The sequence below is a fragment of the Pseudomonas sp. BF-B-15 genome (assembly GCF_019946675.1).
Taxonomy (GTDB): domain Bacteria; phylum Pseudomonadota; class Gammaproteobacteria; order Pseudomonadales; family Pseudomonadaceae; genus Aquipseudomonas; species Aquipseudomonas migulae.
The window spans coordinates 1-11,076 of record NZ_JAGYFZ010000149.1; the positions used below are offsets into that span (position 1 = coordinate 1).

Sequence of the window (11,076 nt, forward strand, 5' to 3'; positions counted from 1 at the left end):
GGGCAACCCGGCATGGATGCCGGGTTAGCCGCCCCCGGCCATGGATGGCCGATGGCGGCGGGCCCACGGAGCAGGACCGGAGCGAGGGCATGCCGAGCATTAGCGAGGCACCGAACGAAAGGGGCAAAAGCGCTTTGGTTACTTTCGCGCTTTTCGAAAGTGACTCGCCGTAAGGGCGAAACCAATAGCAGCCATCACCGCAAAAACGGATATGCCCCCCCTTCAAAAAAACAAACGGCCTGACACAAAAACGCTCCGACATTCGATCTGCGGTGTCGGCAATACCCGAGCAAAACCATCGGAGTTTCTTGATCGCCATCAAGCAGGTTTCAACCCTTCGCTTCCTATCATGGACGGGCCAAGCAAAGAGGAAGCGACCATGTCAGAGACCTTCACCAAAGGCATGGCCAGGAACATCTACTTCGGGGGAAGCATCTTCTTCTTCCTGGTATTCCTGGCCTTGACCTACCACACGGAACAGACCTTCCCGGTGCGCAGTAACGAAGCGCAATTAACCGAATCAGTGATTCGCGGTAAGACAGTCTGGGAGCAAAACAACTGCATCGGCTGCCACACGCTGCTGGGCGAGGGCGCCTACTTTGCGCCTGAGCTGGGCAACGTCTTTCAGCGGCGCGGCGGGGAGGAGGGCTTCAAACCTTTCCTGCATGCCTGGATGAAAATGCAGCCGCTGGGCGTACCGGGCCGGCGCGCGATGCCTCAGTTCAAATTGAGTGACCAGGAGGTGGATGACATCGCCGAGTTCCTCAAATGGAGCTCGAACATCAACACCAATGGCTGGCCGCCAAACAAGGAGGGCTGAGCAATGAGCATTGCCAATCCACATCTGAAATTCGCCTCGCAAGCCGTGGCCAAACCGTACTTCGTGTTTGCCCTGATCCTGTTCCTCGGTCAGGTGCTGTTCGGTTTGATCATGGGCCTGCAATACGTGATCGGAGACTTTCTGTTCCCGATCATTCCGTTCAACGTGGCGCGGATGGTGCACACCAACCTGTTGATTGTCTGGCTGCTGTTCGGCTTCATGGGCGCGGCCTACTACCTGATCCCGGAAGAAGCCGACCGAGAGCTGCACAGCCCGAAACTGGCGATCCTCCTGTTCTGGGTGTTCGCCGCCGCCGGTGTGCTGACGATCCTGGGCTACCTGCTGGTGCCTTATGCGGGTCTGGCCAGACTGACCCACAACGAGTTGCTGCCGACCATGGGCCGGGAGTTCCTCGAACAGCCGACCATCACCAAGATGGGTATCGTGGTGGTGTGCCTGGGCTTCCTCTACAACATCGGCATGACCCTGCTCAAAGGTCGCAAGACCACCGTCAGCATGGTGATGATGACCGGGTTGATCGGGCTCGCGGTGTTCTTCCTGTTCTCCTTCTACAACCCCGGCAACCTCGCCCGTGACAAGTTTTACTGGTGGTGGGTGGTGCATCTTTGGGTGGAAGGCGTGTGGGAACTGATCATGGGTTCGATGCTCGCCTTCGTGCTGATCAAGATCACCGGGGTAGACCGGGAAGTCGTGGAAAAATGGCTGTACGTGATCATCGCCATGGCGCTGATTACCGGGATCATCGGCACCGGTCACCACTTCTTCTGGATCGGTGCGCCCGAGGTCTGGTTGTGGGTCGGCTCGATCTTCTCCGCCATGGAACCGCTGCCATTCCTGGCCATGGTGATCTTCGCGTTCAGCATGGTGAAGAACCGTCGTCGGCAACACCCGAATCGTGCGGCCACGCTGTGGGCCAAGGGCACCACGGTCACGGCGTTCTTCGGTGCGGGCGTCTGGGGTTTTCTGCACACGTTGGCCCCGGTCAACTTCTACACCCACGGTTCGCAACTGACGGCGGCTCACGGTCACCTGGCCTTCTACGGCGCTTACGCGATGATCGTGATGACCTTGATCAGCTACGCCATGCCACGTTTGCGCGGCTTGGGTGAAGCCGGCGACGAGCGTTCGCAGACGCTGGAGATCTGGGGCTTCTGGTTGATGACCCTGTCGATGGTGATGATCACGTTGTTCCTCACCGCTGCCGGTGTCGTGCAGGTCTACCTGCAACGCTGGCAGGCCGACGGAATCGCGTTGCCCTTCATGTCCACGGTCGAACATTTGCAAGTGCTGTTCTGGGCCCGCCTGGGTTCCGGTGTGGGTTTCTTCGCCGGGTTGCTCTGCTACTTGTTCAGCTTCAAGCAACGTGGCCGCGCCGCTTTGCGCGCCCCGGCTGCCGTGGTTCCGTCATGAGCCTGCATAACGGCTAGAAAAGGTCGGCCCGGCTGAGACAGCGGGCCGTTTTTTTGCTTTGGAAAAAGGGCAACTACCATGGCCTTTACCGTTGAACTGGAAGAGTGGGTCGGCAGTGTCTGGCACCGTTTCATCACCCGGCGCGCCAGTGCGGATTTCCCCGAGGCACGCGTTGAGCTGATCAGCCAGCAGCGCCCGCTGGCGCTGTTGTTTCGCGCCATGGGCGGTGCCAACGGTGTCGGCGTCGAAGCCGCCAGCGACCGCGATCTGCTGCTGCGGCGCAACGTGTTGCAGCAGATCGCCGGCACCTGCAAACAAGTGCCGTTGGCGTGGTGCGACGACGCAAATCTTCGGCTGCCGTCGAGCCTGGCGGTGTTTCCTGACGTCGCTCTGAACGAAGAACTCTATCGTTGGCTCGCGCTGCTGGCGGCGCAGGCCGGGCCGATGCGTCACTGGGGGCGGGACAATCAGCGCTGGACGCAACAGCTGTTGCAGCGCTTCCCCGCGTTGCGCGTCCGCTATCAACGCCTGGTCGATGCTCATCTGCAATTACGCCCGGATCCCGCCTCGTTGAACCGCAGCGAAGCCGCGCTGGAACGGGCGTTATGCCAGGCGTTGCGTGAGCCGGGCAGTGTCGAGCATTTTCCTCGGAGCGAACGTGCAGCCTGGCCGCTGCCGTTGTGGTTGTACCCGCCGCAAAATTTCGCCAGCGCGCAGGCAGCCGATCTGGGCGATGAATCCGAAGAGTCGTTGACCACGCCACCCGGTGAACAGAAAAGCGGACGCAAACGCGCCACGCGGATCGATGAAAGCACCCGTGATGGCGGGCTGTTGGTGGTGCGCCTGGAGAACCTGTTCAGTTGGACCGAACACGTGGATCTGGATCGCTGGTCAGACGACAGCGAAGACCCGGACGCCGCCCGGGTCGCCGATGACCTGGACGAACTGACGCTGTCGCGCACCCGTCTGCGCAAGGGCGGTGGCCTCAAATTGCACCTGGATCTGCCGCCGGCCGATGTCGACGATATTCCCTTGGGCGAGGGCATCAAGTTGCCGGAGTGGGACTATCGCAAGCAGCGGATGCAGGACAGCTTCGTCAACCTGCAAATGATGGTGCCGCGCGACTGTGAAGCGCAGCCGCTGCCGCCACGACTCAAGGCTTCGGCGCGACGTTTGCGTCGTCAGTTCGAGCACCTGCGCAACGACCGCCAGTGGTTACGTCAGCAACCCCAGGGCTCTGAACTCGACATGCAGGCCTGGCTGGATTTTCACGTTGAACGCGAGCATGGCGAGTGCGCTGAACGGGGTTTGTTCATGGAACAACGCCAGACCCGCCGCGACCTCGCGTGCCTGTTGCTGGCCGATGTGTCGATGTCCACCGACGCCCATCTCAACGATGAACATCGTGTCATCGACGTCATCCGCGACAGCCTGCTGCTGTTCGGCGAAACCCTGTCGGTGCTGGGTGATGATTTTGCCCTGTACGGGTTTTCCTCATTGCGTCGCCAGCAAGTGCGCATGCAGGAACTCAAGTCGTTCACCCAGCGTTATGACGACAACACCCGAGGTCGCATCCAGGGGCTCAAGCCGGGTTATTACACACGCATGGGCGCCGCCATTCGCCAGGCCACCAAACTGCTGGGCACCAGCAAACGACGCAGCAAATTGTTGCTGCTGCTGACCGACGGCAAACCGAATGATCTGGATTTGTATGAGGGCCGCTACGGTGTCGAAGACACCCGCGAGGCGGTGCGGGAGGCGCGGCGCCAGGGGTTGACGCCGTTCTGCATCACGATTGATCGCGAGGCCGGGGATTACTTGCCGTACATGTTCGGCGCCAATGGCTACACCTTGATCCGCCAGCCCGAACAACTGCCCCTGCGCTTACCGCAGTTGTATCGCCAGTTGACCCAGCCATGACCCTGGCTTCAGCGCGGCAGCCAGAAAAACATCGCCACGCAAAAAACCGTCAGGCCGATGCAGAACCACATGAACCGATGCTGCCGACGCTCCCCGGCGCGTTCGGCCAGTGCCGGCAGGGGCATGCCGCAGTGGCGGCATTCGGTTTCTTTTGGTGGGTTGGCGTGCTGGCAATACAGGCAGACAGGCATGGCGCTCACTCGAACTGTTCCAGGCGTGGACGATCAAGAATGGCGATCTGGCGGCCGTCCTGGGTAATGATTTTTTCATCGATCAGGCGGCGGATGATGCGCGAAAACGTCTCCGGCTGGATCGACAGGTGCCCGGCAATCAGTTGCTTGGCCATCGGCAGTTCGAATTGACTGTCGATGGTTTGCTGGCGCACCAGTTGCGTCAGCAGATAGCGCACGACCCGGTGGGTAGCGTTTTTCAGTGACAGGGTTTCGATTTCGTTGACCCGCTGGTGCAGGCGAACGCAGAGCTTGCCCAGCAGCGCGAAGGTCAGCCGGCTGTTGTTCTGCAGCAAGCGCATGTAGGTGCTGTTGGATAACCGGTAGAGCTGGGTAGGGCAGACCGCTTCGGCCGAGGCCACATAGTTGGGGGTGTCCATCAGCATCATCGCTTCGGCGAAGGTTTGCCGATCGCTGAGCACCTCGAATACTTTTTCCTGCCCGTCGGGTGTCAGGCGGTAGATCTTCACCGCCCCGGCAATCACGAAATAGAACGAATCGGCCGGCTCGCCCTGACGGAACAACGGCTCGCCTTTGTCGATGCTCAGCAGTTGGCTGGTACTCATCAATTCATCCAGCTGTTCTTCATTCAACGGCTCGAACAAGTGATGACTGCGCAAAATCTGGTGATGGACGCGATGAAGCACCATGGGAATTCATCCTGAAGGTTGAGGAGTGGCTTGCGATCAAGAATCAGACAAGGCCCAGGGAGATGCCGCTGGCTACCGCCAGGACGGAGGTCAACACCACAAACCAGGCCAGTGGCTGGACGACTTTTTTCATGAGGACTCCCGGGATCGAGTTTGCTTTGAGTTCCCGAGGCTTGAGCAAGACGCGGGCCATGCCTGAAGGCCTTTGTTTATTGGGGTTGTAGACGGACAGGGTAAAAAAGACCCATGCAATAAGGGTAAAAACAACCCTTAAATGGTCATTTTTACCCTGCGCCAGCTACCGTTATAGCTAGGAAGTGCCGCCAGCCGTTGATCTGGAGCGGGGGCACGGCCCTTGCACACTTGATCTGCGACAAAGGCAATTGCTCGGCAATACCCGATGATTGCACCCGGAATTACCTCGCGCGCTGGTTGGCGCCAGGTCAGCAACAAGGTAGAGGAGTGGCTTTATGCAAGTGCTTGACCGCCGTAAAGCGATGGCCATCGCGCCGCTGTTACGTCTGGCCTTTCGGCCGTTCTTCCTCGCGGGCGGCCTGTTGGCTGTGCTGGTCATCCCGCTTTGGCTGGCGGCCTTCAGCGGTTCGTTGTCCGCGTGGCAGCCGGCCGGTGGGTGGCTGGGCTGGCATCGGCATGAATTGCTGTTCGGGTTCGGGCTGGCGATTATTGCGGGCTTCCTGCTGACGGCCGTACAGACCTGGACCGGTCGCCCCGGCCTCAGCGGCAAACCATTGGCCGCGCTGGCGCTGCTGTGGTTGGCGGCGCGCGTGGCGTGGCTGCTCAATGCCCCGTGGCCGCTGCTGGTGGTGCTGGAAATGGCGTTTCCGCTGGCGGTGGCGGCATTGATGGGCTTCACGTTGTGGAAGGTGCGGCAAAAGCGTAACTACCCGATTGTGGTGGTCCTGCTGTTGCTGGCCGGGGCCGACGGGTTGTCCGTGTCGGGGCTGGTCGCAGGTCATGAAGGCTGGCAGCGTCAGGGCGTGCTGACCGGCATCTGGCTGGTGGCGGCCATGATGGGGTTGATCGGCGGGCGCGTGATTCCGTTCTTCACCCAGCGCGGCCTCGGCCGGGTTGACGCTGTTGCCCCTTGGCCATGGCTGGATTGGCTGCTGCTGATTGGCTCGCCACTGGTGGCGTTGCTGTATGCCGTCGGCCCTGCGCTCAACGCCAATGTCTGGGTAGGTTTGTTGTTCGCGATGCTGGGGGCTGGGCATCTGGTGCGCCTGGTGCGCTGGCAAGATCGCGGCCTGTGGCGCGTGCCGTTGTTGTGGTCGCTGCACCTGGCTTACGGCTGGCTGGCGGTGGCTTGTCTCGGCATGGCGCTGTGGCATTTCGGCGTACCGCTGAACCCGAGCCTGGCAGTGCATTGCCTGACGATCGGCGCCATGGGCGGTCTGGTGTTGGCGATGATCGCTCGGGTAACGCTTGGGCATACCGGTCGTGCGCTGGAGCCGCCGTCGGGCATGACCTTGGCGTTCATTTTGCTCAACCTGGCGTGTCTGAGTCGGGTCGTGTTGATTGTGTTTTTCCCTTTGCCGGCGTTGTGGCTGGCCGGTCTGTGCTGGACGCTGGCGTTTGCGCTGTACGCCTGGCGTTATGGGCCGATGCTGCTGCGGGCCCGGGTCGACGGTCATCCGGGATGAGCAGGCCAAAGAATGGAGGCGGGCGATGATGTATCCCTTTTTGTTGATTACGCATTTGCTGGCAGCCATCGCCTTCATCGGCACGCTGTTTTTCGAAGTGGTGATCTGGCACCGCGCCCGCCAGCCGCTGGCGGAAACGGCGCGAGCGACGGCGGATCAGGCGATTGCCGTGCGCTCGCGCAAGGTGCTGCACGGTGTGGTGTTGCTGTTGTATGGCGCCGGCATCGCGCTCGCCTGGCAACACCGCGGTGTTTTGAGCCAGCCGCTGGCCAGCAGTTTTGGCACTTTGCTGAGCCTGAAAATCATCCTGGCCCTGAGCATCATCGGCCATTACCTGCTGCTGGCGTATTGGCTGAAAAGCGCGCGGCTGTCCACGACCCGCGCGACCTGGATTCGCCGCAGCATTCTCGGGCACATGGTGTTGATCGTGATCCTGGCCAAGGCAATGTTCTATTGGCACGGCTGATGGCGCTGTAAAACCGGTAGTTCTGAGGTGACGCCATTCGCGAGCAAGCCCGCTCCCACAGGGGAATGTTGATCCCTGTGGGAGCGAGCCTGCTCGCGAAAAGTGTGATCAGTGGTGTGGGTTCAGGGCGTTGATGAACAGCACGTTGTTTTCCAGGTGAATGTGTTGCATCAGGTCGTCCTTGAATTCCAGCAACCCGCGATAGAGTGCGCGCCAGGTGTTGCAGGCATCCGCCGGCGGAGTGATGTGGTGGGTCAGGGCGAGCATCTGTTCCAGCGCTTCGCCATGTTGATCATGTTCGAAACGCAACACCTGGATCGGCGGTGCGGCCTGCGGGCCGATGCCTTGTTGCAGCATCGGGAAGAGCACTTGTTCTTCCTTGAGCATGTGGCCTTCGAGTTCTTGCTGCATGTCGCTCAGCAGATCGGCCAGGCCGTTGGGACAGGTGCTGCGCGCCCCGTGCACTTGCTCGACGCGTCGGGCCAGGCGGATCAGTTCCGGCAGTTGCTCGCGGTGGCGGGCGTGGTAGCGCGTCAGGAGGTGGGCAATCAACGCCTCGGACGTTTCGGTGCGCCAGTCGTGCTGGGTTTCGCCGGTGTCTTGCAGGGTTTCCAGGGCATCGGCAATCAGCAGCGGATCGAGGTCTTTGCCAAGGGCCGCTTCCCGCAGGCTTTTATGCCCGCCGCAACAGAAGTCCAGTTTGAAGTTGTGAAAGATTCGGGTGGCGCCGGGAATGTCGCAGGCCAGTTGGCCGAGGCTTTGTTCCAGTAGGGTCTGGCTCATCAGGGGTTCCTTGCTTGAGTTTCAACGGTTCTCCTGGCTTGTTGCATCCGGCGTGCCATATTTAACTGATTGATAAATATGAATTTATTTTTAGTTGTGGTGATGCGCACCCTGACGCATTAGGGTGAATCCCACCATAGAGGGTAATTAAAACCATGCTGCGTGAAAGCCTGGCGGCCGACCTGATTGTCGAGTTGCCCAATGCCGTACGGTTGCAACGACTGGTCCAGACCCTGCGCCAATACTTCAACAGTGGCGCGGTGGGTTTATTGCGTCTGGATGACGACAGCCTCAGGCCCGTGGCGACGGTGGGGCTGGTGCATGAAGCGTTGGGGCGCCGGTTCGTCATTGCCCAGCATCCCCGGCTGGCGGCGATCATGGCCTCGCGCGAACCCGTCTGGTTCGAGCCCGACAGTCGCCTGCCGGACCCTTACGACGGATTGCTCGACAACCACATCGGCGAACCGCTGCCGGTGCATGACTGCATGGGCGTGAGCCTGTATGTCGAGGGTCGGATCTGGGGCGCGATCACCCTCGATGCGCTGCACGCTGGAACCTTCGACAGCCGTGCACGGGAGGAACTCAAGCGCTGCACCTTGCAGATCGAAGCAGCCGTGCGGGTCACTCGCCTGGAACAGGAAAACCGCAGTTTGCGTCTGTCCCGCAGCGATCCTCAGGATTTGCGAATGCCGGTCGAGGAGGGCGAGATCCTCGGGCAGAGCGAGGTGTTGCATCAGCTACTCAATGAGCTGGACGTGTTGGCCGACTCCGATCTGCCGGTGTTGCTGCTGGGCGAAACCGGCGTTGGCAAAGAACTGTTCGCCCGGCGCTTGCATCGTCTGTCGCGGCGTAGCCACAAGCCGCTGATTCAGGTCAACTGCGCGGCCTTGCCCGAGTCGTTGGCGGAAAGTGAATTGTTCGGACACGTCAAAGGCGCCTTCTCCGGTGCCACGGGTGACCGTGCCGGGCGCTTCGATGCGGCCAACGGTGGCACGCTGTTCCTCGATGAAGTCGGTGAGTTGCCATTGAGTGTGCAAGCGAAATTGCTGCGGACCTTGCAGAACGGCGAGATCCAGCGCCTGGGCGCGGACAAGCCGCTGCATGTCGATGTGCGCATCATCGCCGCCACCAATCGGCACTTGCCGGACAGCATCCGCGATGGCCTGTTTCGGGCCGATCTGTATCACCGGCTCTCGGTGTACCCGGTGCCGATCCCGTCGTTGCGCGAACGCGGCAATGACGTGTTGATGCTGGCCGGGCATTTCCTTGAACTCAATCGGGCGCGGCTCGGCCTGCGTGGCCTGCGACTGTCGCCGGCGGCCGAACGCGCGTTGCTGGCGTATACCTGGCCGGGCAACGTGCGCGAGCTCGAGCATGTGATCAGTCGTGCCGCCTTGAAGCAGCTCAGTCGCGGCAGCAGTCGTGCGTTGATCATGACGCTGGAGCCCGAGATTCTTGATCTCGACAGTGCTCCGAACGCACCGCAGGTTGTTTCTGAACCTTGCGACGCCGCTCCGGCTGATCTGCCATTCCAGCCGCTGGGTGAAGCCGTCGACGATTATCAACGCAAGAAAATTCTCCAGGCCCTGAGCCTGTCCGGGGAAAACTGGGCCAGCGCGGCGCGGATTCTGGAAGTCGATCCGAGCAATTTGCACAAACTGGCGCGGCGTCTGCGGCTCAAGTAATCAACACTGTTGATGGCGGTCAAGGTCGGTTGGCGCAGTGCCTCGCACACTGAGCAAAACCTTCCGGAGATCACTGTCATGCCGCTTTCCCTGGCCCAAATGCGCCGCAACTACACCCTGTATGGCTTACAGGACGAGCATGCGCTGGATGACCCTTTGGTGATGTTTCGCCAATGGCTGCAACTGGCCCGCGACACCGAGAGCGCGCCTGTCGAAGCCAATAGCATGATGCTGGCGACGGTCGACAGCGATGGGCGGCCGCACTGTCGTGTCCTGTTGCTCAAGGGCTTGAGCGAGGAAGGTTTTACGTTCTTCGGTCATTACCAGAGTGACAAGGGCCAGCAACTGGCCGCCAATCCTTATGCCGCCATGACGTTTTTCTGGCCGGGGCTGGAGCGGCAGGTGCGTATCGAAGGTCGCGTATCGAGGCTGGATCCGGCGCTGTCGGATGAGTACTTTGATTCCCGGTCCATGGCCAGTCGTCTCGGCGCCTGGGCTTCGCCGCAAAGCCGTCCGCTGGCGAGTAGGGCAGCGCTTGAATTGCTGTTGGCTGACACGATCAAACGCTTCGTCGGGCAGACTGTGTCGCGACCTGAGCAATGGGGTGGGTACTGCCTGCATCCTGAGCGTCTGGAGTTTTGGCAGGGGCGTGCGGACCGGTTGCATGACCGTATTGACTATCGCTTGCATGAGGGTGTCTGGAAACGGAGCCGTTTGGCGCCTTGAGTCTGATGGGAAATGGTGGGGGGCTTTGTTCGGGTGTATATCCGTTGCTGCGGTGATGGCGGCTATTGGTTTCGCCCTTACGGCGAGTCACTTGGAAGAGCCCCAAGTAACCAAGGGCTTTTGCCCCTTTCGTTCGGTGGCTCGCTAATGCTCGCCATGCCCTCGCTCCGGTCCTGCTCCGTGGGCCCGCCGCCATCGGCCATCCATGGCCGGGGGCGGCTAACCCGGCATCCATGCCGGGTTGCCCACTGCGCAGAACCTCCACTCGGCCTCTCGAGGGGGCGACTACCGCCACAGCCGCCGAGGCGGCCTGAAAGCCGACCTGGCTCTTTGCTGCGTTCACTCATTCCGGACATGTACACCAATCCCCTGTAGGAGCCGGCTTGCTGGCGATAGCGTCCGTCCAGCCCATACATACGTTGACTGACTCACCGCCATCGTCGGAACGCCGCCCGCAGCAAGCCGGCTCCTACAGTTGATCGTATTTATCCAAACACATATGCACTTCCCTTGTAGGAGCCAGCTTGCTGGCGATGGACGTCAACGATAACGCGGGCTGTCTGAATGAACGCGTTGTCCGGTCGTTTTTCGCGGGCAAGCCTCGCTCCTACAGGGAATCGCGTTTGCTTTTGCTTCTCACCACTCATCAGGCCGAGCGTTAGCTCGCCTTCCGCTTTTGATCTGAGCGCCCCCTCGAGAGGCCG

11 protein-coding genes are annotated in these 11,076 nt (G+C 60.8%); 7 read left to right on the forward strand and 4 right to left on the reverse strand.

The genetic code is table 11. The features are described 5' to 3' along the window. The first annotated feature begins 379 nt into the window (after positions 1-379). From KGA97_RS27715 to KGA97_RS27725, 3 genes are all read left to right on the forward strand, one after another. On the forward strand, positions 380-820 hold the full coding sequence (locus KGA97_RS27715) for a c-type cytochrome (RefSeq protein WP_223481871.1): 441 nt from the start codon (positions 380-382) through the stop codon (positions 818-820). A gap of 3 nt (positions 821-823) precedes the next feature. Then, entirely contained in the window at positions 824-2,251 is a 1,428-nt protein-coding gene (locus KGA97_RS27720; RefSeq protein ID WP_008029660.1) for a cbb3-type cytochrome c oxidase subunit I, read from the forward strand. A gap of 78 nt (positions 2,252-2,329) precedes the next feature. Continuing rightward, positions 2,330-4,171 carry a nitric oxide reductase activation protein NorD gene (locus KGA97_RS27725; protein ID WP_192226464.1) on the forward strand — a complete coding sequence of 614 codons (1,842 nt, stop codon included), beginning with the start codon at positions 2,330-2,332 and terminating at the stop codon, positions 4,169-4,171. Positions 4,172-4,179: 8 nt separating this feature from the next. Here KGA97_RS27725 and KGA97_RS27730 read toward each other — a convergent pair whose 3' ends face one another. Further along, complete coding sequence (locus tag KGA97_RS27730; RefSeq protein ID WP_263288065.1) at positions 4,180-4,362, reverse strand: protein DnrP; 183 nt, start codon at positions 4,360-4,362, stop codon at positions 4,180-4,182. 5 nt (positions 4,363-4,367) lie between these two features. After that, the gene (locus KGA97_RS27735; RefSeq protein WP_008029654.1) at positions 4,368-5,051 is read right to left on the reverse strand and encodes a Crp/Fnr family transcriptional regulator; all 684 of its coding nucleotides are present in this window, start codon (positions 5,049-5,051) and stop codon (positions 4,368-4,370) included. A 470-nt stretch (positions 5,052-5,521) separates the two neighbouring features. Here KGA97_RS27735 and KGA97_RS27740 point away from each other — a divergent pair, with 470 nt between their 5' ends. After that, a complete protein-coding gene (locus KGA97_RS27740) occupies positions 5,522-6,712 on the forward strand; it encodes an NnrS family protein (protein WP_223481869.1) in 1,191 nt (396 codons plus the stop codon). A gap of 28 nt (positions 6,713-6,740) precedes the next feature. Beyond that, positions 6,741-7,178: a CopD family copper resistance protein gene (locus KGA97_RS27745; protein WP_192226591.1), complete on the forward strand. Its 438-nt coding sequence runs from the start codon at positions 6,741-6,743 to the stop codon at positions 7,176-7,178. Positions 7,179-7,286: 108 nt separating this feature from the next. On the opposite strand, the gene ytfE is transcribed toward KGA97_RS27745, so the two are convergent. Beyond that, on the reverse strand, positions 7,287-7,961 hold the full coding sequence (ytfE, locus tag KGA97_RS27750) for an iron-sulfur cluster repair protein YtfE (protein ID WP_008029646.1): 675 nt from the start codon (positions 7,959-7,961) through the stop codon (positions 7,287-7,289). A gap of 155 nt (positions 7,962-8,116) precedes the next feature. On the opposite strand from ytfE, the gene norR reads away from it, so the two are divergent. Together norR and pdxH are read left to right on the forward strand one after the other, a co-directional pair. Next, complete coding sequence (gene norR, locus KGA97_RS27755; RefSeq protein ID WP_008043455.1) at positions 8,117-9,646, forward strand: nitric oxide reductase transcriptional regulator NorR; 1,530 nt, start codon at positions 8,117-8,119, stop codon at positions 9,644-9,646. A gap of 78 nt (positions 9,647-9,724) precedes the next feature. Continuing rightward, positions 9,725-10,372: a pyridoxamine 5'-phosphate oxidase gene (gene pdxH / locus KGA97_RS27760; RefSeq protein WP_008043454.1), complete on the forward strand. Its 648-nt coding sequence runs from the start codon at positions 9,725-9,727 to the stop codon at positions 10,370-10,372. Positions 10,373-10,857: 485 nt separating this feature from the next. Here pdxH and KGA97_RS27765 read toward each other — a convergent pair. Continuing rightward, positions 10,858-11,076 (reverse strand): hypothetical protein (locus KGA97_RS27765; protein ID WP_223481870.1); only part of this gene is annotated, 219 nt, incomplete at its 5' end.

Bases quoted from the DNA above. Each gene is read 5' to 3' on its own strand.
- KGA97_RS27715 (WP_223481871.1), top strand. From the start codon at position 380: ATGTCAGAGACCTTCACCAAAGGCATGGCCAGGAACATCTACTTCGGG.
- KGA97_RS27720 (WP_008029660.1), top strand. From the start codon at position 824: ATGAGCATTGCCAATCCACATCTGAAATTCGCCTCGCAAGCCGTGGCC.
- KGA97_RS27725 (WP_192226464.1), top strand. From the start codon at position 2,330: ATGGCCTTTACCGTTGAACTGGAAGAGTGGGTCGGCAGTGTCTGGCAC.
- KGA97_RS27730 (WP_263288065.1), bottom strand. From the start codon at position 4,362: ATGCCTGTCTGCCTGTATTGCCAGCACGCCAACCCACCAAAAGAAACC.
- KGA97_RS27735 (WP_008029654.1), bottom strand. From the start codon at position 5,051: ATGGTGCTTCATCGCGTCCATCACCAGATTTTGCGCAGTCATCACTTG.
- KGA97_RS27740 (WP_223481869.1), top strand. From the start codon at position 5,522: ATGCAAGTGCTTGACCGCCGTAAAGCGATGGCCATCGCGCCGCTGTTA.
- KGA97_RS27745 (WP_192226591.1), top strand. From the start codon at position 6,741: ATGTATCCCTTTTTGTTGATTACGCATTTGCTGGCAGCCATCGCCTTC.
- ytfE (WP_008029646.1), bottom strand. From the start codon at position 7,961: ATGAGCCAGACCCTACTGGAACAAAGCCTCGGCCAACTGGCCTGCGAC.
- norR (WP_008043455.1), top strand. From the start codon at position 8,117: ATGCTGCGTGAAAGCCTGGCGGCCGACCTGATTGTCGAGTTGCCCAAT.
- pdxH (WP_008043454.1), top strand. From the start codon at position 9,725: ATGCCGCTTTCCCTGGCCCAAATGCGCCGCAACTACACCCTGTATGGC.